28 protein-coding genes and 1 tRNA gene are annotated in these 24,433 nt (G+C 60.0%); 20 read left to right on the forward strand and 9 right to left on the reverse strand.

Annotation, left to right across the window (positions count from 1 at the left end):
- The first annotated feature begins 17 nt into the window (after window positions 1-17).
- Genes C1J05_RS12400 through C1J05_RS12410 form a run of 3 tightly spaced genes read left to right on the forward strand, consistent with a single transcriptional unit; the run spans window position 18 to window position 2,856 of the window.
- The gene (locus C1J05_RS12400) at window positions 18-959 is read left to right on the forward strand and encodes a nucleoside hydrolase (RefSeq protein ID WP_114872297.1); all 942 of its coding nucleotides are present in this window, start codon (window positions 18-20) and stop codon (window positions 957-959) included.
- Window positions 956-1,405 carry a GNAT family N-acetyltransferase gene (locus tag C1J05_RS12405; RefSeq protein ID WP_114870519.1) on the forward strand — a complete coding sequence of 150 codons (450 nt, stop codon included), beginning with the start codon at window positions 956-958 and terminating at the stop codon, window positions 1,403-1,405. Before C1J05_RS12400 ends, C1J05_RS12405 begins: the two co-directional genes overlap by 4 nt.
- A gap of 32 nt (window positions 1,406-1,437) precedes the next feature.
- On the forward strand, window positions 1,438-2,856 hold the full coding sequence (locus tag C1J05_RS12410; RefSeq protein WP_114870520.1) for a protein adenylyltransferase SelO: 1,419 nt from the start codon (window positions 1,438-1,440) through the stop codon (window positions 2,854-2,856).
- Window positions 2,857-2,900: 44 nt separating this feature from the next.
- Here C1J05_RS12410 and C1J05_RS12415 read toward each other — a convergent pair whose 3' ends face one another.
- Window positions 2,901-3,776 (reverse strand): DMT family transporter, encoded by an 876-nt coding sequence (locus C1J05_RS12415; protein ID WP_114870521.1) that lies wholly within the window; start codon window positions 3,774-3,776, stop codon window positions 2,901-2,903.
- 167 nt (window positions 3,777-3,943) lie between these two features.
- Here C1J05_RS12415 and C1J05_RS12420 point away from each other — a divergent pair, with 167 nt between their 5' ends.
- A complete protein-coding gene (locus C1J05_RS12420) occupies window positions 3,944-4,795 on the forward strand; it encodes a DUF533 domain-containing protein (RefSeq protein WP_114870522.1) in 852 nt (283 codons plus the stop codon).
- 60 nt (window positions 4,796-4,855) lie between these two features.
- Here the strand turns inward: C1J05_RS12420 and C1J05_RS12425 are convergent, their stop codons facing one another.
- Window positions 4,856-6,178, reverse strand: a complete 1,323-nt coding sequence (locus C1J05_RS12425; RefSeq protein WP_114870523.1) for a DEAD/DEAH box helicase — start codon at window positions 6,176-6,178, stop codon at window positions 4,856-4,858.
- A gap of 364 nt (window positions 6,179-6,542) precedes the next feature.
- Here C1J05_RS12425 and C1J05_RS12435 point away from each other — a divergent pair, with 364 nt between their 5' ends.
- From C1J05_RS12435 to eno, 3 genes are all read left to right on the forward strand, one after another.
- On the forward strand, window positions 6,543-6,956 hold the full coding sequence (locus C1J05_RS12435) for a Fur family transcriptional regulator (protein ID WP_114870525.1): 414 nt from the start codon (window positions 6,543-6,545) through the stop codon (window positions 6,954-6,956).
- A 175-nt stretch (window positions 6,957-7,131) separates the two neighbouring features.
- The gene (locus tag C1J05_RS12440) at window positions 7,132-8,001 is read left to right on the forward strand and encodes a DMT family transporter (protein ID WP_114870526.1); all 870 of its coding nucleotides are present in this window, start codon (window positions 7,132-7,134) and stop codon (window positions 7,999-8,001) included.
- 70 nt (window positions 8,002-8,071) lie between these two features.
- Window positions 8,072-9,346, forward strand: coding sequence for a phosphopyruvate hydratase (gene eno / locus C1J05_RS12445; RefSeq protein ID WP_114870527.1), 1,275 nt, complete (start codon window positions 8,072-8,074; stop codon window positions 9,344-9,346).
- A gap of 31 nt (window positions 9,347-9,377) precedes the next feature.
- On the opposite strand, the gene C1J05_RS12450 is transcribed toward eno, so the two are convergent.
- Entirely contained in the window at window positions 9,378-9,653 is a 276-nt protein-coding gene (locus C1J05_RS12450) for a glucose-6-phosphate isomerase (protein ID WP_205388943.1), read from the reverse strand.
- Window positions 9,654-9,760: 107 nt separating this feature from the next.
- Between C1J05_RS12450 and C1J05_RS21500 the strand changes: the two genes are divergently transcribed.
- Entirely contained in the window at window positions 9,761-9,922 is a 162-nt protein-coding gene (locus C1J05_RS21500; protein ID WP_162798061.1) for a hypothetical protein, read from the forward strand.
- Window positions 9,923-9,938: 16 nt separating this feature from the next.
- A complete protein-coding gene (locus tag C1J05_RS12455; RefSeq protein WP_254684594.1) occupies window positions 9,939-10,865 on the forward strand; it encodes a fatty acid desaturase in 927 nt (308 codons plus the stop codon).
- Here C1J05_RS12455 and C1J05_RS12460 read toward each other — a convergent pair.
- Entirely contained in the window at window positions 10,831-11,955 is a 1,125-nt protein-coding gene (locus C1J05_RS12460; protein ID WP_114870529.1) for an anhydro-N-acetylmuramic acid kinase, read from the reverse strand. The two genes, C1J05_RS12455 and C1J05_RS12460, sit on opposite strands and share 35 nt — an antisense overlap.
- A gap of 63 nt (window positions 11,956-12,018) precedes the next feature.
- Here C1J05_RS12460 and tyrS point away from each other — a divergent pair, with 63 nt between their 5' ends.
- Window positions 12,019-13,275 carry a tyrosine--tRNA ligase gene (gene tyrS, locus C1J05_RS12465; RefSeq protein ID WP_114870530.1) on the forward strand — a complete coding sequence of 419 codons (1,257 nt, stop codon included), beginning with the start codon at window positions 12,019-12,021 and terminating at the stop codon, window positions 13,273-13,275.
- Between the two features lie 194 nt (window positions 13,276-13,469).
- The gene (locus C1J05_RS12470) at window positions 13,470-14,609 is read left to right on the forward strand and encodes an aromatic ring-hydroxylating oxygenase subunit alpha (protein ID WP_162798062.1); all 1,140 of its coding nucleotides are present in this window, start codon (window positions 13,470-13,472) and stop codon (window positions 14,607-14,609) included.
- Window positions 14,610-14,659: 50 nt separating this feature from the next.
- On the opposite strand, the gene C1J05_RS12475 is transcribed toward C1J05_RS12470, so the two are convergent.
- Window positions 14,660-15,022 (reverse strand): Lin0512 family protein, encoded by a 363-nt coding sequence (locus C1J05_RS12475; RefSeq protein WP_114870532.1) that lies wholly within the window; start codon window positions 15,020-15,022, stop codon window positions 14,660-14,662.
- The gene (locus C1J05_RS12480; RefSeq protein ID WP_114870533.1) at window positions 15,019-15,366 is read right to left on the reverse strand and encodes a Lin0512 family protein; all 348 of its coding nucleotides are present in this window, start codon (window positions 15,364-15,366) and stop codon (window positions 15,019-15,021) included. The genes C1J05_RS12475 and C1J05_RS12480 overlap by 4 nt, the downstream gene beginning before the upstream one ends.
- Before the next feature lie 149 nt (window positions 15,367-15,515).
- Here C1J05_RS12480 and C1J05_RS12485 point away from each other — a divergent pair, with 149 nt between their 5' ends.
- Together C1J05_RS12485 and C1J05_RS12490 are read left to right on the forward strand one after the other, a co-directional pair.
- Window positions 15,516-16,271 carry an SDR family NAD(P)-dependent oxidoreductase gene (locus C1J05_RS12485; protein WP_114870534.1) on the forward strand — a complete coding sequence of 252 codons (756 nt, stop codon included), beginning with the start codon at window positions 15,516-15,518 and terminating at the stop codon, window positions 16,269-16,271.
- Between the two features lie 19 nt (window positions 16,272-16,290).
- Window positions 16,291-16,758: an MOSC domain-containing protein gene (locus tag C1J05_RS12490; RefSeq protein ID WP_114872299.1), complete on the forward strand. Its 468-nt coding sequence runs from the start codon at window positions 16,291-16,293 to the stop codon at window positions 16,756-16,758.
- Between the two features lies 1 nt (window position 16,759).
- Here C1J05_RS12490 and C1J05_RS12495 read toward each other — a convergent pair whose 3' ends face one another.
- Genes C1J05_RS12495 through C1J05_RS12505 form a run of 3 tightly spaced genes read right to left on the reverse strand, consistent with a single transcriptional unit; the run spans window position 16,760 to window position 19,868 of the window.
- The gene (locus tag C1J05_RS12495) at window positions 16,760-18,568 is read right to left on the reverse strand and encodes an ABC-F family ATP-binding cassette domain-containing protein (RefSeq protein WP_114870535.1); all 1,809 of its coding nucleotides are present in this window, start codon (window positions 18,566-18,568) and stop codon (window positions 16,760-16,762) included.
- Window positions 18,569-18,599: 31 nt separating this feature from the next.
- Entirely contained in the window at window positions 18,600-19,397 is a 798-nt protein-coding gene (locus C1J05_RS12500; protein WP_114870536.1) for a GNAT family N-acetyltransferase, read from the reverse strand.
- A 15-nt stretch (window positions 19,398-19,412) separates the two neighbouring features.
- The gene (locus tag C1J05_RS12505) at window positions 19,413-19,868 is read right to left on the reverse strand and encodes an outer membrane protein assembly factor BamE (RefSeq protein ID WP_114870537.1); all 456 of its coding nucleotides are present in this window, start codon (window positions 19,866-19,868) and stop codon (window positions 19,413-19,415) included.
- 89 nt (window positions 19,869-19,957) lie between these two features.
- Here C1J05_RS12505 and C1J05_RS12510 point away from each other — a divergent pair, with 89 nt between their 5' ends.
- The 7 genes from C1J05_RS12510 to C1J05_RS12540 all read left to right on the forward strand — a co-directional run bounded on the left by C1J05_RS12510 (window position 19,958) and on the right by C1J05_RS12540 (window position 24,389).
- Window positions 19,958-20,506 (forward strand): YceD family protein, encoded by a 549-nt coding sequence (locus tag C1J05_RS12510; RefSeq protein WP_114870538.1) that lies wholly within the window; start codon window positions 19,958-19,960, stop codon window positions 20,504-20,506.
- Window positions 20,507-20,695: 189 nt separating this feature from the next.
- Entirely contained in the window at window positions 20,696-20,902 is a 207-nt protein-coding gene (gene rpmF / locus C1J05_RS12515) for a 50S ribosomal protein L32 (protein WP_114870539.1), read from the forward strand.
- A gap of 23 nt (window positions 20,903-20,925) precedes the next feature.
- Complete coding sequence (plsX, locus tag C1J05_RS12520; RefSeq protein WP_114870540.1) at window positions 20,926-22,050, forward strand: phosphate acyltransferase PlsX; 1,125 nt, start codon at window positions 20,926-20,928, stop codon at window positions 22,048-22,050.
- Complete coding sequence (locus C1J05_RS12525) at window positions 22,047-23,018, forward strand: beta-ketoacyl-ACP synthase III (RefSeq protein WP_114870541.1); 972 nt, start codon at window positions 22,047-22,049, stop codon at window positions 23,016-23,018. The genes plsX and C1J05_RS12525 overlap by 4 nt, the downstream gene beginning before the upstream one ends.
- A gap of 98 nt (window positions 23,019-23,116) precedes the next feature.
- Complete coding sequence (gene ihfA, locus C1J05_RS12530) at window positions 23,117-23,419, forward strand: integration host factor subunit alpha (protein WP_114872300.1); 303 nt, start codon at window positions 23,117-23,119, stop codon at window positions 23,417-23,419.
- Between the two features lie 15 nt (window positions 23,420-23,434).
- A complete protein-coding gene (locus tag C1J05_RS21890; RefSeq protein ID WP_254684595.1) occupies window positions 23,435-24,253 on the forward strand; it encodes a MerR family transcriptional regulator in 819 nt (272 codons plus the stop codon).
- Between the two features lie 59 nt (window positions 24,254-24,312).
- Window positions 24,313-24,389, forward strand: a tRNA-Pro gene (locus tag C1J05_RS12540).
- Window positions 24,390-24,433 lie beyond the last annotated feature (44 nt).

Here is a 24,433-nt window from a genome sequence, read left to right on the forward strand (position 1 = left end):
GGAATGAAGGCCGCGACATGCCCCCACGCAAGATCATCATCGACACAGACCCCGGACAGGATGACGCCGTTGCGATCCTGCTGGCGCTGGCCAGCCCGGACGAGATTGAGGTGTTGGGCATCACCGCCGTTGCAGGCAACGTGCCGCTGGCGCTGACGGCCAAGAACGCCCGTATCGTGTGCGAACTGGCAGCGCGCCCCGATGTACCCGTCTTCGCCGGACGCGACCGCCCGATGGGCCGCGCCCTTGTCACCGCAGAACATGTGCACGGCGAAACCGGCCTGAACGGGCCTGACCTGCCCGATCCGTCGATGCCGCTTCAGGACAGGCACGGCGTTGATTACATCATTGACACCCTGCGCCGCGAACCGGCGGGAACAATCACCCTGTGTCCGCTTGGGCCGCTGACCAATATTGCCACCGCCTTTGAAAAAGCACCCGATATCATCCCGCGCGTGCAAGAGATCATCCTGATGGGCGGTGCCTACTTTGCAGTCGGCAATATTACACCGGCGGCGGAGTTCAACATTTACGTCGACCCGCAGGCGGCTGATATCGTGTTCAAATCCGGCGTTCCGATAACCGTCATGCCGTTGGATGTGACACATCAGGCGCTTGTCACCCGCGCGCGCAACGATGCGTTTCGCGCCCTTGGCACGCCCGTCGGCACCGCCGTGGCGCAGATGACCGATTTTTTCGAACGGTTCGACAAAGCTAAATACGGTTCGGAGGGCGCGCCCCTGCACGATCCCTGCGTGACCGCCTATCTGATCCGTCCCGATCTGTTTTCAGGCCGCCACATCAATGTCGAGGTCGAAACAGGGTCCGAACTGACGCTGGGCATGACTGTGGCCGACTGGTGGGGCGTCACCGACCGGCCCGCCAATGCGCTGTTTATCGGACATGTCGATGCTGACGGGTTCTTTGATCTGCTGACAGACCGTCTGGCCCGGTTATGAGCGCGGCGCTGCATCTGGCAAAACCGGGCCATATCGAACAGGTCGATGCGCTGGTTGCCGCCTTCCATGCCGAGGAAGGCATTGTGATGAACGCCGAAAAAAGGCGCGCCGCTATCGCCCCTCTGCTGGATGGTATCCCGCACGGCGCGATTTATCTGATCGGTCCGCCACGTGCACCCATTGGTTATGTGATCGTCACATTCGGCTGGTCTGTGGAATTTGGCGGCATGGATGGTTTCATTGATGAAATCTATGTTCGCCCCGGCGTGCGGGGCCGCGGCATTGCCGCCGAGGTGTTGCAGACCCTGCCACGATCGCTGGCCGAGGTCGGCATGAAGGCCATCCATCTTGAGGTCGATACACAAAACCAGTCGGCGCGCAGGCTCTATGCCCGCGCGGGCTTTGCGCTGCGCGACCGGTATGCCCTGATGACGCGCAAGCTCTAGCAATCGGGGCGATTGCGCTTAGATTACGGGTCATGAGCATGCACATTCCCTTTGATAACACCTATGCCGCCTTGCCGCCGGTGTTCTTTTCGTCCCAGAAACCGACCCCGGTCAGGGCGCCCCAGCTTCTGGCTTATAACGAGGGTCTGGCAGAGCTGCTGGGCCTGCCTGATGCCGGTCAGGACGAGTTGGCGCAGGTGTTTTCCGGTAATCACCTGCCTGATGGCTCTGCCCCCATTGCCCAGCTTTACTCCGGCCACCAGTTTGGCCATTACAACCCGCAACTGGGCGACGGGCGCGCGGTTCTGCTGGGCGAAGTCGTCGGCACCGATGGCCAGCGCCGCGATATCCAGCTCAAAGGCTCCGGCCCGACGCCCTATTCGCGCTCGGGTGACGGGCGCGCATGGCTGGGGCCGGTGCTGCGCGAATATGTCGTATCCGAAGCGATGCACGCACTTGGTATCCCCACCACCCGTGCGCTGGCCGCCGTCGCCACCGGAGAGCCGGTCTATCGTGAAGGTGCGCTGCCCGGCGCCGTGCTGACCCGCGTGGCGGCCAGCCATTTGCGTGTCGGCACGTTTCAGGTGTTCGCCGCGCGCAGCGACACGCGCAGCCTGCAACAGCTGACCGATTATGCCATTGCCCGCCACTACCCCGCCGCGGACGGCCCGATGGGCCTCTTGACTGCGGTGCGCGATGCGCAGGCGGCACTGGTCGCCAAATGGATGTCCGTCGGGTTTATCCACGGTGTCATGAACACCGACAATTGCGCCATATCAGGGGAAACCATCGATTATGGCCCCTGTGCCTTTCTGGATACCTATCACCCCGACACGGTGTTCAGTTCAATCGACCGTCAGGGGCGCTATGCCTATGCCAATCAGCCCGACATCATCGTCTGGAACCTGGCGCAACTGGCCACTGCGCTGATCCAGATCATGCCGGATCGCGACGCCGCGGTTGAGGAGGCAACAGCAATCATACATGCCACTCCCGCGCTGATCCGCGGGCACTGGCTGCGCCTTTTTGGCCGCAAGATCGGGCTGGCACAGGCGCAAGAGGATGACATGGCCCTGATTTCGGATCTGCTGACCCGCATGGCCCAAGAACAGGCCGATTTCACCAACACGTTCCGCGCACTGGCCGATGGCACTGCGCGCGCGCAGTTCACCGATCCAACCTCATATGATGCATGGCACAGCGACTGGCAGGCGCGCCTTGCCTCGGAACCAGATGCGCCAGCGCTGATGCGCGCCACCAACCCGGCGCTGATCCCGCGCAATCACCGGATCGAGCAAATGATCGAAGCTGCCGTTGCCGGCGATATGGCCCCCTTCCACCGTCTGCTGTCTGCGCTGGCCACACCCTATGACGACAATCCCGCTGTTGCCGATCTGGCCCGCCCGCCGCTGGAAACGGAAATCGTGCCGGCGACGTTCTGCGGCACCTGATCTTCATCTTTTCAAAAATACTTGAAGGGCAACGACCGCAACGGTCAACGCCGGTTGATCAGGTAAATCCCCGCCGCCACCAGTACCAGCGCGCCCCAGATTTCCAGACCGACAGCCTCGTTCAACAGGACCCAGCCCAGAATGACCGAAAACACCGGCGACAGAAAGCTGAACGAGGCCACGGACGCCGCCGGATAAAGCGTCAGCAGCCAGAACCAGAACAGGAACCCCAGACTGGCCACGCAAACGATCTGGAACGCCAGTCCGGCCAGGTGGATCATCTGCAGATCCCGCACCAGATCGCCCGAGGCATAGGCCAGCAGCAAAAGGATCGGCGCGGACACGGCAACCTGCCACAGCAACTGCACCTCGGGCTTGACCGTGTTCAGCTTTGTCGCCCGCACCATCAGCGCGATACTGGTCCAGCCAAGGGCCGCCCCCAGCGCCGCCAGATCGCCCTGCCAGCTGACATCGGCGCCGTCTCGGTTGGACAGCGCCCAGATCACTCCAGCCATGGCCAGCGCCAGCCCGACCACCCGCAGCGGCGTCAAACGCTCTCCGGGCAGAAACAGATGCGCGGCAATGGCCAGCCACACCGGCATCGAATAGAAAATCACCGATGCCCGCGAAACGGATGTGAAATCAAGCGCGGTGAACAGGCAGATGAATTCAAACGTAAACGCCAGGCCCGACAACAGCCCCCAGCGGCTGACACCGCGCGGCATCACCAGCGCCACGCCTTTGAGCCGCATCCAGACCAGCAGCACGACCACCGCCCCGGCAGAGCGTAACCCGGCCTGAAACACCGGGCCAAAGCCGCCGCCCGACACTTTGATGACAACCTGATTGAACGCCAGCAACAGCGCAAAAAGGATCAGCGCCGTTGCCCCGAAAGAGTCCATGGATGATTTACGTTCCATGCGCGCCACAAGGTCGTGACCGGCTGGAAATGTCAATTGCCCGCGTGCGTTACGTGCCCGCTTTAGCCCGCGCTCTGTGTGGCTGATCAGGCCGGCGGGGAATTCCCCGTGGAGTTCATCTGCGAATCTGGCATTCTTTTTTCATTTTCAACAGGGAGATTTGGACAATGAGTTTGGTTAAAACACTCGCCAAGGTGGCGATCGGCGTGGCAGTGGCCAAAGGCGCCAGCAGCATGATGAAAGGCGCAAGCGGACGCAGTGCGTCGGGCGGCGCGGGCGGATTGGAAGATTTGCTGGGCGGACTGACCGGTGCGAAAACAGGTGGCTCGGGCCGCGCCAAAAGCGCGAGTGCGGGTGGCGGGATCGAGGATCTGCTTGGCAGCCTGCTGGGTGGCAGTGCCGGAGCCGGTGCCGGCGCCGGGCTGCAAGGCGGTCTGGGCGGATTACTGGATCAACTGGGCGGCGCGCAGGCCGGCGGGTTGCAGGACATGATCGGCGGCGGCACCGGTGGAACTGCGGGCGGCAGCAACACAGGCGGCCTGCTGGAAGGTCTGGCGGCCGCGCTGGGGGGCAAGCCCGCAACGAACAACGCGGATTTCGGATCGGTTCTGAATTCACAGTTCGACCAGACGCCCCAGGAAGAAATCGAACCCTCTGCCGCACAGGAGGCCGCGGCCGGCATCATGCTGGCGGCGATGATCCAGGCGGCCAAATCGGATGGCAAGCTGGACGATGCCGAACGCACCAAGATCATCGACCGGCTGGGCGATGATGTATCGCGCGAAGAGGCCGATTTTGTGCAGGCCCAGTTGCAGGCCCCTGTCGATATCGAAGGTCTGGTGCGCCAGACGCCGCGTGGCATGGAAGCGCAGACCTATGCGATGTCGGTTCTGGGAATTGATCTGGACAGCCGGTCCGAGGCGGAATACCTGCACCGGCTGGCACAGGGCTATGGCATGAACGCTGCCACGGTAAACAGCATTCATGAAAAAATGGGCGTGCCCTCACTTTACGAATAGCCTGTATCTGCCTGTTCCGGAAAGAAAAAGGGCACCCGACGGTGCCCTTTTTTTTACTGATCAGGCCGCGCGCTGGCCACCGGGTTTGCCGCCGCCCTTGCCGCCGCTTCTGCGACGACGCTGGCCACCGCCGGGTTTTCCGGCGCTGGATTTTGCGCCACCGCCGCCACCACCGCCGCCAAAGCGGCGTTTCTGGCCACCGCCGCCGGGGCGACCACCGCGACCTTTGGGCTTGTCAGGTATTTCCGAACTTTCCCAGGGCCGTCCGGACGCGACCGGCACCGGCATTTTCATCGCCTTTTCAATTGCCTTCAATTCGCCCATCTCGTCAGGCGCACAAAACGCAATCGCAGCGCCATCTGCACCCGCACGTGCTGTTCGCCCGATCCGGTGCACATAGTTTTCCGGCACATTGGGCAGATCGAAATTGTAAACATGGCGCACATCAGGGATATCCAGACCGCGCGCGGCCACATCGGTGGCCACAAGAACGCGGATCTCGCCTGCCTTGAAGGCCGCGATTGCGCGATCCCGCTGGCCCTGGCTTTTGTTGCCATGGATCGATCCCGCCGCATAACCGGCGTTGACCAGCGACTTCATCAGCTTTTCACACCCGTGTTTCGTGCGCCCGAAAACCAGCGCCAGCTCGTCGCGATGCTTGTCCAGCATTTCAATCAGCAGCTTGGGCTTTTCCGCCTTGGCAATAAAATGCACCTCTTGTGTGATCTTGTCGGCGGCTTTGCCGGGGGGCGACACTTCGACCCGGATCGGTTTGTTCAGATAGCTCGAGGCCAGTTCGTTCATCTGCTTGGGCATTGTGGCCGAAAACAGCATGGTCTGGCGTTCGGCTGGCAACATGCCCGCGATCTTGCGCAGGGCATGGATAAAGCCCAGATCAAGCATCTGATCGGCTTCATCCAGCACCAGAAAAACGGTTTCGTCCAGCCGCAGGGCGCGGCGGTCCATCAGGTCGATCAACCGCCCCGGCGTCGCCACCAGAAGATCAACACCGCGCTCCAACCGTTTGATCTGATTGTTGATTGACTGACCGCCAACAACCATCGCAACCTTGATCGGGGTGCCTTGTGCATAGGCGCGCAGGTTTTCGGCAATCTGACCCGCCAGTTCGCGCGTCGGCGCCAGAACAAGACCGCGTAAGGTTTTCGGCGCCGGGCGTCCGCCCAGTTCCAGCATCTGCGCCACAAGCGGCAGACCGAATGCGGCTGTCTTGCCGGTGCCGGTCTGCGCCAGGCCCATCACATCGCGCCCGTTCAGCGCATGGGGGATGGCCTGATTCTGGATCGGCGTTGGTTCCGTGATCCCCATTGCCGTCAGGCGGGTGATCAGGGATTTGGGCAAGCCCATGATTGAAAAATCGTTCAAAATATATCCTTCCGGCCCGCGCGTTGCGCACGGACCACTTGTTTTGCGGCACCGATAAGGGCCGCGCGTCGGGTGCGCAAAAAGCTCAACCCCGCGACAGCCGAATGCTGTCCGGGTCGTTCGTGCGCTTTGGCCCCACGCGTGATTTTGGGAACAGGTGCGATACCTTTTGGTTTCGGGGCGGGCTTTTCCCGCTCATTCTTCTGACTGCTCACGCGGCAGAAGGCATCGCTGAGGGTCACATGGGGGATCGCGCACCATAAGTCAACCTTTTGCCGATCCGGCCTGCGGGTTGAAAAGCGTCTGGAAACCGAATGGCGGACGCGGTACACCAAGGATCACGGCTAAGTTTGGGACCTTGGGCATGACTGATACGATAATCGACCGCAGCGCCGCCAAGGGCCTGCGCATGACCGAACAGCGCCGCGTGATCGCGCGCGTCCTTCAGGACAGCGATGACCACCCCGATGTTGAAGAGCTTTATGCCCGCGCCAGCGCGATCGACAGCGGCATTTCAATTGCAACCGTATATAGGACGGTCAAACTGTTCGAAGAGGCCGGACTGCTGGACAAGCTTGAATTCGGCGACGGGCGCGCGCGCTATGAAGATGCGGAACGCGACCATCACGACCACCTGATTGATATGAACTCGGGCGAAGTGATTGAATTCGTCGACGAGGAAATCGAGGCATTGCAGGAAAAGATCGCGCGCAAGCTGGGCTATGAACTGCGCGGGCACCGGCTTGAGCTTTATGGTGTGCCGATCCGCAAACCGTGATCCGATGATGCGCCCAGGCGCGGTTACCAGCGTCTGCGGCGCGCCCTGACGGGCGTTTCCCGTCCCGTATTTCTGGCAAAAAGAAAAACAGGCACCGGCAGGGCGATCTATCGGGCTTGTGTTTGACTGCGCAACGCGCCATTGGCCAGTCATCACTTTGAAAGCTTACCCCAAGATGGACAATTTGCGCGGCGCCGCCCTGATGATCTTTGCAATGCTGGGCTTTGCGATCGAGGACATGTTTATCAAACTGATGGCCGGCGCCCTGCCTGTTGGCCAGATCATCCTGATGCTGGGGATCGGCGGCGCGACAGTGTTTGCCGCGCTGACCCTGTGGCAGGGTACGCCGCTGTTTTCCCGCCTGTTTCTGACGCGGATGATTTTGCTACGCAATCTGGGCGAACTGGTGGGCACGCTGGGCTTTGTTACCGCGATTGTGCTGACCCCGCTGTCCAGTGCATCGGCGATCCTGCAGGCAACGCCATTGGCGGTCACGCTGGGCGCGGCGCTGTTTTTGCAGGAACAGGTCGGCTGGCGGCGCTGGAGCGCCATTATCGTCGGTTTTTTCGGCGTTTTGCTGATTATCCGGCCCGGGCTGGACGGTTTTGACGCCAATTCTCTGTTCGCGGTGCAAGGGGTAATCGGGCTGGCGATCAGGGATCTGGCAACGCGGCAGGTTCCACGCACAACGTCGTCCATGCAGCTGAGTTTTCTGGCTTTTCTGACATTGGTGCCAACCGGTTTCATCCTGTTGCAGGTCAACGGTGCGCCGCTTGTCGCGCCCGATCCAAAGCTGTGGGCGCTGGTCGGGGGTGCCGTTTTGCTGGGCGTGGTGTCCTATTACGCAATTGTTGCCGCCATGCGGGTTGGCGATGTGGGGTTTGTCACACCGTTTCGCTATACCCGGCTGATCTTTGCCATGTGTGTCGGGGTTCTGGTGTTCGGGGAACAGCCCGATACGCTGATGTTGGTCGGGTCCGCCATTATCGTCGGATCGGGCCTGTTTACCGTCTGGCGCGAACGCAAACTGTATAAAACCGCTTAATCTACCTTTTCCTTGGCTGGCGGACGGTCTAAGACCCGCGCAACCCTTCTATGATCAAGGAACCCGGCTGATGAGCACGATTATCGATATTCACGCACGCGAAATTCTGGACAGCCGGGGCAATCCGACTGTCGAGGTCGATGTGGTTCTGGAAGACGGCACCATGGGGCGCGCGGCGGTGCCTTCCGGGGCGTCCACCGGCGCATACGAGGCGGTGGAACGCCGTGACGGTGACAAGAGCCGGTACATGGGCAAAGGCGTTCTGGATGCCGTGGCGGCGGTCAACGGCGAAATTGCCGAAGAGTTGCTGGGTTTTGATGCCACCGAACAGGTCGGCATTGACGAATTGATGATCGAACTGGACGGCACAGAAAACAAATCGCGCCTTGGCGCGAACGCCATTCTGGGGGTCAGTCTGGCGGTGGCCAAGGCAGCCGCCGATTACACCTCGCAACCGTTGTTCCGCTATGTCGGCGGCACATCGGCGCGGGTGTTGCCGGTGCCGATGATGAACATCATCAACGGCGGTGAACATGCCGACAACCCGATCGACATTCAGGAATTCATGATCATGCCGGTCAGCGCCACCAACATCCGCGATGCGGTGCGCATGGGATCGGAAGTGTTTCACACCCTGAAAAAAGAACTGTCTGCCGCAGGTCTGAGCACAGGCATCGGTGACGAGGGTGGGTTTGCACCCAACATCAGCTCGACCCGCGATGCGCTTGATTTCATTTTGAAATCTGTTGAAAAAGCCGGATACAAACCAGGTGAGGATATCTATCTGGCGCTGGATTGTGCGGCGACGGAATATTACAAGAACGGAAAATATGTGCTGTCGGGCGAAGGCAAGACACTGAGTTCGGATGAAAACGTTGCCTATCTGGCGGCGCTGGTGGCCGATTATCCGATCATCTCGATCGAAGACGGTATGTCGGAAGATGACTGGGACGGATGGAAGGCGCTGACCGATGCGCTGGGTGACAAGGTGCAACTGGTGGGCGATGATCTGTTCGTGACCAATCCGACGCGCCTGTCAGACGGAATCGCACGCGGCTGCGCCAATTCGATGCTGGTAAAAGTCAACCAGATCGGCACCTTAACGGAAACTCTTGAAGCGGTCGATATGGCGCATCGGGCGCGCTATACCAATGTGATGTCGCATCGGTCGGGCGAAACCGAAGACGCGACAATCGCCGATCTGGCCGTTGCCACCAATTGCGGACAGATCAAGACCGGATCACTGGCGCGCTCGGACCGGCTGGCGAAATACAACCAGTTGATCCGCATCGAGGAAGCGCTGGGAGAGACCGCAGATTACGCGGGGCGGTCCATTTTAAGGTAACGCACCGCCCGCGCCTGTCTGCCTGAAAGGGTTAGGGGCAAGGAGCCGAATAATAGGTTCCGTCACCGCGCGCATAGGCGCAATTGCCAGTCTGGGTGTTTTGCGCCACGGCAGTGCCCGCGGCGGCGCCCGCAAGGGCGGCAATCAGGCGCCATTCGTCATCGGCATCAAAAGCTTCGGCGGCGATCAGGCCACCCGCCGCGCCGCCTGCGACACCGGCAACGGTGCGTTGTTCGGCTGTCATGTTTTCACAAGCCGACAGGGCCAGAATGCTGGCCAGAAAACATCCGGAAATCCAACGGGTCATAAGGTATCCTTTCCCAAAACGATCCATCTGAAATCGGGCGCGCTTAAAGGCATGCAAAAACACCCGATGTCAGCCAGAACAACCTATCGCGCCGCAAAAGGTTCCCGATGATCAAAATCAATCCCGCGGCAAATCCGGCGACAACGTACCGAAACGCGGATGACAAGCGGCTGAAATTGGCCGATCCGGCTGTTAAAATCCGCACCACTGAAGGTTACACGCCGATCCGTTGCACAGTTGCGCCCGGATTTGACATTCTGCCAGCCTGAAAGGCGCAGTGCACGCTTGCCAAAGGGAGCATTTCAGCCGCACCATCCGCGCATGACCCATACCGAGATTCTGAAACGGCTAAGCGTCGCGCGAAAAGCGCATTTGCAGGAACGATCCGATCGCGCCGGCCTGACGCATCTTGCGCTGTATGTCGGGGCGTTGGCGATCAGTACGGCGGCCATTGTGATGCAGGTGCCGTTTTGGGGTTTCCTTGTTCCGGTTCAGGGCGTTCTGCTGTGCTTTCTGTTCACCCTAAGCCATGAATGCACACATCAGACTCCGTTCAAAAGCAAATGGATCAACGAAGTCGTGGGGCATCTTTGCGCGGTGCCGGTTGCCCTGCCCTTTGTCTGGTTCCGCTATTTCCATCTGGCACATCACAAATATACTAACGATCCCGAACGCGATCCCGAACTGGAAGGCGGCGGCCGCCCCAGCGGATGGCGCGGGTATCTGATCTATCTTAGCGGCTGGGGCTATTGGAGAAACGGATTGACCATGCTTTGGGTCAATGCCTTTGGCACACCGGATGCGCCCTATTTGTCTGATCGCCTGCTGCCCCGCCTTCGGCGCGAGGCGCGGATCATTCTGGCGATCTATGCCGCCGCGCTGATCAGTCTGTTCCTTACGCCACTTCTGTTCTGGATCTGGCTGCTGCCTGTGCTGGTCGGGCAACCGGTGCTGCGCGCCTATCTGCTGGCCGAACACGGGCTTTGCCCGCCGGTGGCCGATATGCTGGAAAATTCACGCACCACTTACACCACGCGCGTGGTGCGGTTTCTGGCATGGAACATGCCTTATCACGCGGAACACCACAGCTTTCCGGCGGTGCCGTTCTATCGCCTGCCGGAATTTCATGCCGATGTGCAGGCCCATCTGAAATCCACATCCGCCGGGTACGGGGAATTTACGGCAGATTATCTTCGCCATCTGGCGCGCTGATCGTGCCACCGCCCACCGCCGCACGCACGCCCGTGGTGCCGGGACAGGATGTGGGCAATCCGCGCGCCACACGCACCGCCAGATAGGCAAAGGCCTGCGCCTCCAGCATATCCCCGTTCAGGCCGACCTCTTCCACCGGGACGGCGGGGCAATCCAGCGACACGTTCAGCATTTCCATCAGCACCGGATTGTGCCGCCCACCGCCCGTCACCAGCACGCGCGCGGGCGGGCTTGGGCAATGCTGCATGGCCTCCATCACACCGGCGGCACACATTGCGGTCAGCGTGGCGGCGGCATCGGCATCGCTCAGCTCGTTCACCAGCGCGATCATGTCTGAAAAATCATTTCTGTCCAGGGACTTCGGCGGCATTCTTGCGAAAAAGGGCTCGGCAAGAAACAGCTCCAGCGCGCCCTGCTCCACCTGCCCCTGGGCGGCTGTCGCGCCATCGGCATCATAGGGCACGCCTTGGCGCGCCTGCATCAGATCGTTGACCGGCGCATTGGCGGGGCCGGTATCAAAGGCCAGCAAGGCGCCGTCCTGTTGTGGCGTATCAAAGGACGGATCGACATAGGTCAGGTTTCCGACGCCACCCAGATTGAGAAACGCCACCGGTTCGGTTGCACCAATCCACCTGGCACAGGCGAAATGGAAAAACGGCGCCAGCGGCGCGCCCTCGCCGCCCATTTCAACATCGGTGCTGCGAAAATCCCAGACCACCGGCACATTCAGATGTTCCGCCAGCGCCGATCCGTCACCCACCTGCAATGTGCCCTGAAGGCGGGGCGCATGAGCCAGTGTCTGGCCATGAAAACCCACCAGATCGATCCCGTCAAAACCCGACAGCACCTCCTGATGGGCGGCATCCACCACGCGGGCGGCGGCAATCACGGCATCGCCGGTCCATTGCCCCAGCGCCGCGCGCAACACCGCGCGTTCCTGATCCGAATACGGGCGATAAGCTGTCGGACCAAAGCCGAATACCGTGTGGCCATCGGTGTCCACCACGGCGGCATCGACCCCGTCCAGCGATGTGCCCGACATTGCGCCAAGGGCGCGCACCGGATTTGCCTGTGTCCTGGCCCGATTCATGGCCTTTTCCTTTGCTTCACTGCCGCCTATACACTGCCGCGTAACGCAAGCCAGAGGCAAGACATGACGTATCACCCAAAATCGGATTTCATCGCCGTGATGATGCAACGCGGATTTCTCGCGGATTGCACCGATTATCAGGGGCTGGACGAGGCTTTGCTGAAAGGTGGCCAACCCGGCTATATCGGGTTTGATGCGACAGCCAAATCTCTGCATGTCGGATCACTGATCCAAATCATGATGCTGCGCTGGCTGCAAAAGACCGGCAACAAACCGATCACCCTGATGGGCGGCGGCACCACTAAGGTGGGCGATCCGTCTTTTCGCGCCGATGAACGCCCGCTGCTGACACCGGAAGCGATCGATGCCAATATCGCGGGCATCAAGGACGTGTTCAGCGCCTACCTGACATATGGGGACGGGCCGAGCGACGCGATGATGATCAACAACGCCGAATGGCTGGATGATCTGAACTATCTGGATTTCCTGCGCGACATCGGACGGCATTTTTCGATCAACCGGATGCTGAGTTTTGAAAGCGTCAAATCGCGGCTGGACCGAGAACAATCGCTGTCGTTCCTTGAATTCAACTACATGATCCTGCAAGCCTATGATTTCATGGAGCTTTACCGCCGATACGGGTGCATTCTGCAAATGGGCGGGTCCGACCAGTGGGGTAATATCGTCAACGGGATCGATCTGACGCGGCGCGTGATCGACGCGGAAGTCTATGGATTGACCTCTCCGCTGCTGACCACGTCGGACGGCAAGAAGATGGGCAAATCGCAATCGGGCGCGATCTGGCTGAACCCCGAAATGCTAAGCCCATACGAATTCTGGCAATTCTGGCGCAACACCACCGACGCGGATGTGGGCCGGTTCCTCAAGCTTTATACCGAACTGCCGGTTGACGAATGCGACCGTCTGGGGGCCTTGCAGGGATCGGAAATCAACGAAGCCAAGGTGCGCCTTGCCAACGAGGTGACAACCCTGCTGCACGGTGCGCATGCGGCCGAAACCGCAGAAGCGACCGCACGCGAAGTGTTCGAAAAGGGCGGTGTGGGCGATGATCTGCCGACCCTGACGCTGACGGCGGCAGACGTGGGTGAAGGCATTTCGATTGTGCAACTGATCGTGAAATCGGGCCTTGCAGGATCAGGCAAGGAAGCCAAACGCCTGATCGCGGAAAACGGCGCCCGTCTGGATGATGTGCCATTGACGGATGCGGGCCTGATGCTGAACGCCGCCGCCCTGTCCAGCCCCATCAAGCTGAGCGCGGGCAAGAAACGGCACGCTTTGGTGCAGGTGGCGGGCAGCTAGTATCTGTCCCTGCCGTGTATCCTGTTGCCGATCCGTCGGTGAACGCACTTGCGTCATCGGGTTTTCCGCGCATAGTTTGAGTGATCGGTCAAATTAAACGCGCCCCGCGCGGCGTGCAAAGCCTGTTTGCTATGTACGTGCGGAGACGTTCAGGGGCCGGTGACACAGGTCTGCAAACGAAAGATCATGATCAAATGAACGTGCGATCCCCCGAATCCTCGCCTCTTTTGGGGCACTGCCCGCCAAGCCTGCCTGCCAAAGCCTATTATGATGGCGCGTGGTTTGATCGTGAAAGCATGGCAATATGGGCACGAAACTGGGTCTATGCGGGCCGCATTGATGCGTTCCGGCCCCGCACCATCCGCAGGATCGACATTGCCGGCGACAACGTGATCGTGGCCTGTGACGATAACAACGCCTTGCGGGCCTATTTCAATACCTGCCGCCACCGCGGGGCCGAACTGTGCAGTGCGCACCAACAGGACTATAACGGGCGCTTGATCCGTTGCCCCTATCACGCATGGGCCTATGATAACGAAGGCGCGCTGGTATCCACGGGCTATGCCACACCAACCCACGATTTTGACAAGGCACTACACGGCCTGTTTCCGGTGGCCCTGCACCAATGGAACGGCTGTGTCTTTCTGTGCCTTGCGGACACGCCGCCACCGTTTGAACCCGATATGGGCGTTGCCGCGCTGGACAACTGGCCGATGGACCGTCTTGTCACCGGTCACATTCTGGAAAAGCAACTGGCCTGCAATTGGAAGGTGTTCTGGGAAAACTACAACGAATGCCTGCATTGCCCCGGTATTCACAAGGGGCTAAGCGACATGGTCCCGATCTATCGCAAGGGCATCATGTCGGACGAGGAAGATGCGGACTGGTCCGCGGATCAGGGACACAGCGCCGCTTTGAAGGACGATGCACGCAGTTGGACGGTAAACGGACAAGCCTGCGGACCTGAGTTTCCGGACCTGACACCACGCGAACGGGCCATCGCGCATAATTTTGTCACGATCTATCCATCCACTTATATCGTGGCGCATGTAGATTACGTGCGTATCGTATCGATGACTCCGCTGGCGCCCGAGATCACGCAGTTAAGGGCGGAATGGCTGTTCCTGCCCGAAACTCTGGCGCAAGCCGGTTTCGATCTGGCCAATGTCACGGATTTTGCCACAACCGTCTTGCTGGAAGACGGCGCCGCCTGCGAAATGAACCAGCGCGGGCTGAAATCATCGCGCTTTGAACAGGGCCGTCTGATGCCGCAGGAATTCGACATTCACGCATTTCACAAATGGGTGCTGAACCAGCTTGAGCCTTGGCAATAAACCTTTAGCGTTGCCTTTATCGGGCAAATGAATGCGTTCGCGGCAGCGGCTTAATCCCGCAAAACCCACCCGTCCTGCGCAGGCACAAATGCCTCGACCGCGGCAGATGCGATCACGATGGTACCGCCGGTATCGGGGTTGTGCACGTTCAACCCGCCCAGAACGGCCTGCACCTTCGCCCGCCCGCGCGGCAGATTGCGGGCCAGCGATGCGACATCAACCGCATCGGGGTCTTGCACCCCCACCGTAACCTGTACCCGCATGGCATCGTGGCTGATCCCCAATGCCTCGAACATCGGGATCGAAGAATGGCGGATCGCGTCTTCGATCGCGCGGGCGGCGGCCTTGGTGTAATCCATACCGTAAAGATCGTTGCCCATGCCCATTTCGATAATCATCCGCTGATCACTCATCCCGCCCGCTCCATATCAAAACTGACCGACAGCGCGGCATTGGCAATGATCGGGGCGTGCCCGTCACCATCGGGGCGTGCAATGTCCAGCCCGCCGTGACGCACCACGATATCAGGGCGCCCGTAAGGGAACACCGCCCTGATCACATCGATGTCCACCGCATCGGGATGTTGCACACCGATCTCGACCGTCAGGATCATCGCGTCCTTGGGAAAGCCGAACAGTTCCGCCATGTTGATCGAATTGTGCCATAGCGCGTCCTTGACCGCACGGCGCGCCGCTTCGGTGTAATCGCCGCGCCGCAACAATGTGCCCATCCCGAATTCCGTCAGTAGCCTGTGCATGGCCCACCTCCCCTTGTTCTGTCCGGCTCTTAACGCGCGATCCGAAAAACCGCCAGAGCCTGATCGGGCAGAACACGCTTTCCCGCTCTGGACTTTGCCGCCGCTGTCGTGAACAAATCTCCTCACACCCCAGCACGAAAGAAGACGCAATGCCTCTTGATCAGACCAAAGCCGTTGTCACCGGTGCCGCCTCGGGCCTTGGCGAAGCCACGGCGCGTTACTTTGCGCAACAGGGCGCGGCCGTGACGGTGCTGGACCGCGATGAAGACAAGGGTATGGCCGTGGCACAGGACATCGGCGGGCATTTCGTTCAGACCGACGTCACCGACGAAACATCGGTCAAGGCGGCAATTGATGCCGCCGTGGGCCATATGGGCGGGCTGAACGCAGCCGTCAACTGCGCCGGCATCGCCCTTGGGATCAAGACCATCGGTCGCGATGGTCCGCATCCGCTGGATGCGTTCCAGCGCACGATCGACATCAACCTTGTGGGCAGTTTCAACGTTGCAAGGCTGGCCGCACAGGCGATGGCCACCAATGATCCGGCCCCCGATGGCAACCGCGGTGTGATCATCAACACCGCGTCCATCGCTGCCTTTGACGGGCAAAAGGGGCAAACCGCCTATGCCGCATCAAAGGGCGGCATCGTCGGCATGACCCTGCCCATGGCGCGCGATCTGGCCAGCACCGGCATCCGCGTCATGACCATCGCCCCCGGCATTTTCCGAACCCCCATGCTGATCGGGCTGGGCGAAGAGATTATGGCATCGCTGGCCGCCGATGTGACCTGCCCGCCCCGGCTGGGCGATCCAGAAGAATACGCGCAGCTGGCCGCCTTTATCGTCACCGCCGGCTATCTGAACGGTGAAGTGATCCGCATCGACGGCGCACTGCGCCTGCGCTAGGCAAACAATGGGGGCCGCCATGTGGCAAGGGGAACTGCTTGAAATCCACACCGCGCCTGCGGCGCGCGCGCCGATGCAGGCCCAACCCACAGCGCAATTGATTGCAGGCGTCGGCATCAAGGACGACCGTTATTCAACGGATGTGAACAGCGGCACCTATTCGGAATTCCCCGACATCCGCGAGGTTACGTTGATCGAGATCGAAACCATCGAAGCGCTGGCGCGCGATCATGCGATCACCCTGCCCCTGCACGAACACCGGCGCAACCTGACAACCCGTGATGTACCGCTGAACCATCTGGTCGGGCGGCGGTTTTATGTGGGTGATGTGCTGCTGGAAGGCGGACGGCTGAACACGCCCTGCCGCTATCTGGATATGATCACCCAAAAAACCGTGTGTGAACTGATGGAACACCGCTCGGGCCTGAATTGCCGGATTATCAGCGGCGGCACGCTGCGCATCGGCGATATCATCCGACCGGCCTGATCTAGGCCCCAGATTTCTCTTCAAGCCGCAACCATTCATCTTCGGCTTCGGCCACCCGTTCGTGCCGCTCGACCAGCGCATCCGACGCTTTCTGGAACTTCACCGGTTCGCGCGTGAAAAGCTCTGCATCCGACAGCAGGATTTCCAGCTTGGCAATCTCGGCCTGAAGCCTCTCGATCTCGGCGGGCAGCGCCGCCAACCGGTGCTGCTCGGTAAAACTCAGACCCGGTTTTTGCGCCTGAGATTGCGTTACCTTTTCTTTTTTACGCTTTGATTTCACGACACTTTCATCGAAATCAACAGATCCGCGCTGCGCCTGATAATCGCTCCATCCGCCGGCATAAACAGTGGCCTTGCCATTGCCTTCCATGGCAATTGTGGTGGCCGCCACCCGATCCAGAAAATCCCGATCATGGCTGACCAGCAGAACCGTGCCGTCATAATCCCCCAGCAGATCCTGCAACAGGTCAAGCGTTTCCACATCCAGATCGTTGGTCGGTTCATCCAGCACCAGAACATTGCTTTCGCGCGCCATGATCTTGGCCAGCAGCAACCGTGCCTTTTCCCCGCCCGACAGCGAGCGCACCGGCGCGCGCGCCTGTGCCTCGTCGAACAGGAAATCCTTGAGGTATCCGACCACATGGCGCGGCATCCCGCGCACCAGTATCTGATCGGCCTTGCCCGACACGCGCATGTCAGGATCGCCGGTCAGGCTGTCCCACAGTGACATGTCCGGATCCAGTTGTGCGCGCGCCTGATCAAACACGGCCAGCACCAGATTGGTGCCCAGCGTGACCGTGCCGCTGTCAGGCGCCACCTCACCGGTCAGCATCTTCAGCAACGCGGTTTTGCCCACGCCGTTGGGTCCGACAAAGGCGATCCGGTCGCCGCGCTGCACCTTGAGCGAAAAATCCTCGACAATTGTTTTTTCGCCATAAGACTTTGATATATTGACGGCTTCCATAACTTTCTTGCCGGATTTCTGCCCCGTATCCAGCACCATTGCCGCTGCACCTTGCCGCCGGATCTGGGACGCAGCCTGCGCGCGCAGATCCTGCAAGGCCCGCACCCGCCCCTGATTGCGTTTGCGCCGTGCCGAAATGCCTTCGACGGCCCATCGCGCTTCGGCCTTGATCTTGCGTTTCAGCTTGTGGCGCTGGGTGTCTTCTTCTTCCCATGTGGCATCACGCCAGGCTTCGAACGCGTCAAAGCCTTTTTCCTGCCGCCGCACCATTCCCCTGTCAATCCAGAGGGTTGCACGCGTCAATGCACGTAAAAAGGCGCGGTCATGGCTGATCAGTACGAATGCGGCGCGGGTTTGCGCCAGTTCCGCCTCCAGCCAGCCGATCGCCTCGATATCCAGATGGTTTGTAGGCTCGTCCAGCAACATCAGATCCGGTGCTTCGGCCATCAGCTTGGCCAGCGCCGCGCGCCGCCTTTCGCCGCCCGATGCGGTGGCCACCGGTCTGGCCGGATCAAATTTCAACCCGGCACCGGCCCGCTCTACCCGGTAGACATCGCTTTCTTCCAGCGCGCTGGTGGCAAAATCACCCAAGGTGGCAAAGCCCGTCATATCGGGGTCCTGCTCCATATAGCCTACGGAAATACCGGGGGGCACAACAACGGTACCGCTGTCCGCCTCAACCAGTCCGGCCATCACTTTCATCAGGGTCGATTTTCCCGACCCGTTACGCCCGACAAGCGCCACGCGGTCGCCCTGCTGCACCACCAGATCCAGCCCGTCAAATACCGGATCGCCGCCAAAGGTCAGCGAAATATCGGAAAGTTGCAAGATCGGTGCGCGTGCCATAGCGCGCAGCTAACCCCACCTGGTGACAGCGTCAACGACCCCCGATCATCTTTTCGTAAATACTTCCGCCGGAGGCACCCGAACCTTGCCCCGCCACCGCCCGCAACAGTTTCTTGCGGGCCGGCGGGATCGCCGTGATTTCAAGCCCGGTGAACACATGCAGCGTATTCATGTTCCGATCGACCACCGCATGATCGCTGACCCAGCCGCCCATCAGCAGATAGGTGCGCAGCAGCGGCGGCATGCGCATCATTGCCTTTTTGACATCCGGTTTGCGCCGCAGACGGGCCGCGAACCGGAAGACATCGGGCGCCTTGATCCGGGGCAACCAGCGCGGCGGCGCCAGATGGCGGGCCTGCAACATCGCAAATGTATCCAGATAATCCTTGGTTTCGGTACCGGCAAAGGACGAACAGCCAAACAACAGTCCGATCCCGCTCTCGTCGACATAGGTTGTCATGGCCCCCCACGCCACGCGGATGATATCGGGATCACCATAGCCCGGCCGGATACAGAAGCGCCCCAGTTCGGCCATGCGGTGCGGGTAGGCTTCCAGCGCCGTAAGTTCATAATACTGAGCCGAATAGCTGCTTGATATCTCGCGTCCGTTTTGCAGCGGCAACAGCCTGAAACAACAGACAAGTGTTCCTGTCGCCGCTTCGATCACCAGAAAATGCAGGCATCTTTCATCAAAAATATCGCAATCCAGCCCGTCATCATTTGCGGACCGGAACGCTTGCGCACGCAGGGATTGGGCGGCAATCAGATCGGCCTGACATGCGGCCTGACGGATCAGGTATTTACCACGCAACCACAGCTGACGCGGCATCCCGACGTCCCCGCCCTAGCCGCCGAATCCGCCGGTGCCGATCTGGCCGATATTTCCAAGCAGTTGCCGGATAAAGGTTTTGCCTTCGGTCGAACTGCTGGTGACACGCCGGCTCAGGACAACCGGGCGACCGTCCTGCAACCCGTACCGTTCAATGTTGGTGACGATGCCGCTGCTGTTAAAGCTGATGGCGACAAGCTGTCGTTCCATCACTTCGGGCCGGCGAAAGGCAAAGGTGCGCACCTGCTTGCGGACATAATAATATCCGTCATCATTCAGAACGCCGCCCGCCGAGGGAATACCGATGGTTTCCTGGACGCTGTCCTTGTTGTCGACCCCGACGACGATCTCGGCAAGCTCTGCGTCGGTCGGGACGTAGCCATGATTCCGGTATGACGCCGCACAGGCCCCAAGGGCCATCAGGGCGGTGGCGACCACAGCCCATTTCAGTCCGGCTCTTATCCTCGACATGGCATCCCTCTTGCATTCGCATCTTGTGCCTTGGTATCCCGATTACAGAAGGTTCGCCTCCGGTTCAAGAAACGAAAGTGCATATCAGGATGAGTTTGCCCCAGAGCACAACACGCGCGCTGCGTGTCGCGGATTTGTCGCACAACGCGGCAACGCCGTTCGATCTGCGCCCCGATGCGGCGGCCCTGCAGGATATCGCACGTGATCTGGGCCTGCTGGCCCTGCGCAAATTGTCGTTTCAGGGCACAGTGTCGGCTTTGGGCCAGCACGATTGGGAATTGCAGGCAACCTTGGGCGCAACCGTTGTGCAACCCTGTGTCGTGACATTGGAACCAGTGACAACGCGGATTGATGTTCCGGTGGTGCGCCGCTTTATCAGGGATTTTGTGAAACCCGACGCGCCAGAGGCGGAAATGCCCGAGGACGATACCATCGAACCCCTGGGCACATTTATCGATCCCGAGCTGGTCATGACCGAATCTCTGGCGCTGGCGCTGCCCGATTACCCCAGAAAAGAAGGGGCCGATCTGGAGCATTCGCGTTTTGCCGAACCCGGAACCACCCCGATGAGTGATGATGAAGCCAAACCTTTTGCAGGCCTTGCAGGCTTGCGTGACAGTCTGAAAAAAGATCCCTGACAGCGCCTGTGTGTGTTTGGAGTGACGCGATCCAGAAATCGCTTGCGCCGGGAACAAATAACAGTATTTTCGCGCCTTCATCGTATTTAGAGTTGGACATGACGCAGGCTTGGGCCTAAACGCACGTCACGCTCGTGAAACGCGGCCCGATGCCGATCTTGGCAGGCCCATAATATCTGAGGTTGAGACATGGCTGTCCAACAAAACAAAGTATCCAAGTCACGCCGCAACAATCGTCGCGGCCATGATGCCCTGGTTGCTGCGAACCCGAACGAATGTGCAAACTGCGGCGAACTGAAACGTCCGCATCATATTTGCGCGGCCTGCGGGCACTATGACGACCAGGAAGTTGTCGCTATGGTGGACGAGGTCGATCTGGACGAAGACGCGGCCTGACCTAAAGGCACAAAGGCATTCGCATGACGGCACAGCCCGATCAGACAGACGCGAAGGCCAGGCGCATTATCCTATCTGTTGATGCAATGGGTGGAGATCAGGGACCGGCGACAGTTGTCGCCGGTATTGCCGAATCTGCGCGTCTGAATCCCGAAATCGGGTTCATTCTTCATGGCCATGCGGACGAACTGAACGCACTGGTTGCCAAACGCAAACCGTTGCAGGGCCGGTGCGAGATCCGGGATGCGCCCGATGTGGTGTCGATGGATGACAAACCGTCATCCGTTGTGCGCAACGGCAAGACAACGTCCATGTGGTCAGCCATCGAATCGGTGCGCGCGGGCGAAGCAACTGTTGCCGTGTCCTGTGGAAACACCGGTGCGTTGATGGCACTGGCAATGATCCGCCTGCGCAAGCTGCCCGGCGTGAACCGCCCCGCCATCGCTGTTCTTTACCCCTCGCGCAATCCGCAGCGGTTCAACGTGCTGCTGGATGTCGGCGCCGATGTGCGCGCTGACGCCCGCGATCTGCTGCAATATGCGATGATGGGAGCGTCTTACGCGCGCAATGGTCTTGATCTGCGCCGTCCGCGCATCGGCCTGCTGAATGTCGGCACCGAAGAACACAAAGGCCGCGCCGAAATGAAAGAGGCGCACGAGTTGATCGGTCAATATGCCGACACTGCCGCCTATGAATTCGTCGGCTTTGTCGAGGGCGGCGATATTTCCGGTGATATTGCCGACGTGATCGTCACCGACGGGTTTACCGGCAATGTCGCGATCAAGACCGGCGAAGGCACCGCGCAACTGATCGGGGACCTTTTGCGCGAAGCTTTCAAATACTCTCCGCTGTCGCGTCTGGCGTCATTGCTGGCGCTGACATCCCTGACCCGACTGAAGAAACGCATTGATCCCCGCCGCGTGAACGGCGGTGTGTTCCTGGGCTTGAATGGCACCGTGGTCAAATCCCACGGGTCCGCCGATGCGACCGGCGTGTCAGCCGCGGTCAAGCTGGCATTCCAGCTTGCACAACTGGGTTTCACGGAAAAACTGGCGGCGCGGGTTGCATCCACCGGTCTGCTTGACCAAGATGTCGATACAGGCACATCGGCAGAACAAGCCGAACACACGAACGGACAAAAAGAATGACAAGACGCGCCGTGGTCAAAGGCGTCGGGCACTATCTACCCGAACGGATCGTTCCTAACAGCGAATTCGAAAAAACGCTGGATACTTCAGATGAATGGATCAGGTCCCGTTCCGGGATCGAACGCCGCCATTTCGCCGCCGAAGGTGAAACAACTTCGGCAATGGCGACAAACGCGGCGCGTGCTGCGTTGCAGGATGCCGGGCTGGAAGCTGACGACATTGATGCCATCGTACTCGCCACATCCACGGCAGATCTGACATTTCCGTCAGCCGCCACGATGGTGCAGGCCGAACTGGGCATGACCAAGGGCTTTGCCTTTGATGTGCAGGCCGTGTGTGCAGGGTTCGTCTTTGCCCTGTCAAACGCTGCTGCCCTGATTGCATCACAACAGGCCAACAGGGTGCTGGTGATCGGCGCGGAAACCTTCAGCCGCATCATGGACTGGAGTGATCGCGGCACCTGCGTCTTGTTTGGGGATGGCGCCGGCGCACTGATTCTGGAAGGTCAGGACGGCACCGGCACCGCGCAGGATCGCGGTATTCTGTCGACCGATCTGAACAGCGACGGCCGCTATCGCGACCTGTTATACGTTGATGGCGGGGTCAGCACCCACTCAACCGGTTATCTGCGCATGCAGGGCAATCAGGTCTTTCGCCACGCCGTTGAAAAACTGGCCAGCACCGCGGAAACCGCGATGCAACGAGCCGGCGTTGAAACCGAAGAGGTTGACTGGATCGTGCCACATCAGGCCAATATCCGCATTATTCAGGGCACCGCCAAGAAAATGGGTGTGCCGATGGAAAAAGTTGTCGTCACCGTACAGGACCACGGCAACACGTCGGCGGCATCCATTCCGCTGGCCCTGTCGGTCGGGAAGGCACGCGGCCAGATCAAACAGGGAGATCTGATCGTGACCGAGGCAATCGGCGGCGGTTTGGCCTGGGGTGCCGTCGTTCTGCGCTGGTAATTGGTTGCATTTCATCGCTTAATCTTGTCCCCACAAGCCATTGATATTGACTCGGAATTTCCAAAGACCCTATGGTTGCCAAAACAAAGGGGATGGAAATGGCGGATAAGACGTTGACCCGGATGGACCTGAGCGAAGCTGTGTTCAGCGAAGTCGGCCTGTCGCGCAATGAAAGCGCCCAGCTGGTTGAAAGTGTTCTTGAGCATATGTCGGACGCGCTTGTGCGTGGCGAACAGGTCAAGATTTCATCTTTTGGCACCTTCAGTGTACGAGATAAGTCAGCCCGCATCGGGCGCAACCCAAAGACCGGGCAAGAGGTTCCGATCAACCCGCGCCGGGTTCTGACCTTTCGGCCATCGCATCTGATGAAAGATCGCGTCGCTGACGGCAACAAGCGCTAAGGAACGCGCGCGGATATGGCCAAATCCCCCGACGCCTTTCGCACCATTTCAGAGGTGGCAGAGTGGCTGGGTGTTCAGGCCCATGTCCTGCGGTTCTGGGAAAGCAAATTCAGTCAGGTGAAACCCGTCAAACGCGCGGGCGGGCGGCGGTATTACCGACCCTCGGACATGTTGCTTCTGGGGGGCATTAAGAAACTGCTGCACGATGATGGCGTAACCATCAAAGGTGTGCAGAAAATCATTCGCGAACAAGGTGTTGGGTTCGTTTCCGATCAATCGCCATCGCTTGATGATCTGACAATGGCGCAATTGGATAACGAAGCGCCAGCGCGTGACGCGCCGGAAAAAACCGCCCCTGCCAAAGATGATAACAGCACGGTGGTGCCCTTCCAGAGCCCGGCGGACACAGCCAAGCCAGAGCCGCAAACCGAAGACAGCGATGCCGTCACGGCCGATGCAGCGCCCGAGCCGGAAACCGATCAGCAAAGCGCAACACCCGACGCGCCAGATGCCGACGTACCTGCGCCAGAGCCGGAAGAACAACCCGTTCGATCCGATGACGAAGTGGCGGAACAGGCGCCGGTGGCAAAACCGCCCGAGCCGTTACCCTCTTTCATGCAGCGGCCAACCGCGACCGACACCACGAAACCGAAACCGCGTGTTGTCGAAGCTTTGGATGGCCCCGACGAACAGGATATCCAGGCCGTTCCGGGTATTCTGGCCAAGGCCGCGAAACTGCACAGATTGCGCGCGGCAGACCTGTCAGCCGTCCGGCAATCCTATGCGCGGCTCGAATCTCTGCATGCGCGTTTGACCGGGACGGGCAAAGAGTAGTCACAAGTGGCAATTCCCCCTTGCTCCTGCGCGCATTTCCACTATGAACGGCACATCGTCGGGCTATGGCGCAGCCTGGTAGCGCGTCCGTCTGGGGGACGGAAGGTCGCAGGTTCGAGTCCTGCTAGCCCGACCAAATTCATCCGACGATATATCCCCGACACCATGGCCACAGATGTG

Source organism: Sulfitobacter sp. JL08 (assembly GCF_003352045.1).
Classification (GTDB): domain Bacteria; phylum Pseudomonadota; class Alphaproteobacteria; order Rhodobacterales; family Rhodobacteraceae; genus JL08.

Bases quoted from the DNA above. Each gene is read 5' to 3' on its own strand.
- C1J05_RS12485 (WP_114870534.1), top strand. From the start codon at position 15,516: ATGCCTCTTGATCAGACCAAAGCCGTTGTCACCGGTGCCGCCTCGGGC.
- C1J05_RS21890 (WP_254684595.1), top strand. From the start codon at position 23,435: ATGGCCAAATCCCCCGACGCCTTTCGCACCATTTCAGAGGTGGCAGAG.
- tyrS (WP_114870530.1), top strand. From the start codon at position 12,019: ATGACGTATCACCCAAAATCGGATTTCATCGCCGTGATGATGCAACGC.
- C1J05_RS12480 (WP_114870533.1), bottom strand. From the start codon at position 15,366: ATGCACAGGCTACTGACGGAATTCGGGATGGGCACATTGTTGCGGCGC.
- C1J05_RS21500 (WP_162798061.1), top strand. From the start codon at position 9,761: ATGATCAAAATCAATCCCGCGGCAAATCCGGCGACAACGTACCGAAAC.
- C1J05_RS12500 (WP_114870536.1), bottom strand. From the start codon at position 19,397: ATGCCGCGTCAGCTGTGGTTGCGTGGTAAATACCTGATCCGTCAGGCC.
- eno (WP_114870527.1), top strand. From the start codon at position 8,072: ATGAGCACGATTATCGATATTCACGCACGCGAAATTCTGGACAGCCGG.
- rpmF (WP_114870539.1), top strand. From the start codon at position 20,696: ATGGCTGTCCAACAAAACAAAGTATCCAAGTCACGCCGCAACAATCGT.
- C1J05_RS12510 (WP_114870538.1), top strand. From the start codon at position 19,958: ATGAGTTTGCCCCAGAGCACAACACGCGCGCTGCGTGTCGCGGATTTG.
- C1J05_RS12525 (WP_114870541.1), top strand. From the start codon at position 22,047: ATGACAAGACGCGCCGTGGTCAAAGGCGTCGGGCACTATCTACCCGAA.
- C1J05_RS12415 (WP_114870521.1), bottom strand. From the start codon at position 3,776: ATGGAACGTAAATCATCCATGGACTCTTTCGGGGCAACGGCGCTGATC.
- C1J05_RS12405 (WP_114870519.1), top strand. From the start codon at position 956: ATGAGCGCGGCGCTGCATCTGGCAAAACCGGGCCATATCGAACAGGTC.
- C1J05_RS12440 (WP_114870526.1), top strand. From the start codon at position 7,132: ATGGACAATTTGCGCGGCGCCGCCCTGATGATCTTTGCAATGCTGGGC.
- plsX (WP_114870540.1), top strand. From the start codon at position 20,926: ATGACGGCACAGCCCGATCAGACAGACGCGAAGGCCAGGCGCATTATC.
- C1J05_RS12400 (WP_114872297.1), top strand. From the start codon at position 18: ATGCCCCCACGCAAGATCATCATCGACACAGACCCCGGACAGGATGAC.
- C1J05_RS12470 (WP_162798062.1), top strand. From the start codon at position 13,470: ATGAACGTGCGATCCCCCGAATCCTCGCCTCTTTTGGGGCACTGCCCG.
- C1J05_RS12490 (WP_114872299.1), top strand. From the start codon at position 16,291: ATGTGGCAAGGGGAACTGCTTGAAATCCACACCGCGCCTGCGGCGCGC.
- C1J05_RS12420 (WP_114870522.1), top strand. From the start codon at position 3,944: ATGAGTTTGGTTAAAACACTCGCCAAGGTGGCGATCGGCGTGGCAGTG.
- C1J05_RS12505 (WP_114870537.1), bottom strand. From the start codon at position 19,868: ATGTCGAGGATAAGAGCCGGACTGAAATGGGCTGTGGTCGCCACCGCC.
- C1J05_RS12410 (WP_114870520.1), top strand. From the start codon at position 1,438: ATGAGCATGCACATTCCCTTTGATAACACCTATGCCGCCTTGCCGCCG.
- C1J05_RS12435 (WP_114870525.1), top strand. From the start codon at position 6,543: ATGACTGATACGATAATCGACCGCAGCGCCGCCAAGGGCCTGCGCATG.
- C1J05_RS12475 (WP_114870532.1), bottom strand. From the start codon at position 15,022: ATGAGTGATCAGCGGATGATTATCGAAATGGGCATGGGCAACGATCTT.
- C1J05_RS12495 (WP_114870535.1), bottom strand. From the start codon at position 18,568: ATGGCACGCGCACCGATCTTGCAACTTTCCGATATTTCGCTGACCTTT.
- ihfA (WP_114872300.1), top strand. From the start codon at position 23,117: ATGGCGGATAAGACGTTGACCCGGATGGACCTGAGCGAAGCTGTGTTC.
- C1J05_RS12460 (WP_114870529.1), bottom strand. From the start codon at position 11,955: ATGAATCGGGCCAGGACACAGGCAAATCCGGTGCGCGCCCTTGGCGCA.
- C1J05_RS12450 (WP_205388943.1), bottom strand. From the start codon at position 9,653: ATGACCCGTTGGATTTCCGGATGTTTTCTGGCCAGCATTCTGGCCCTG.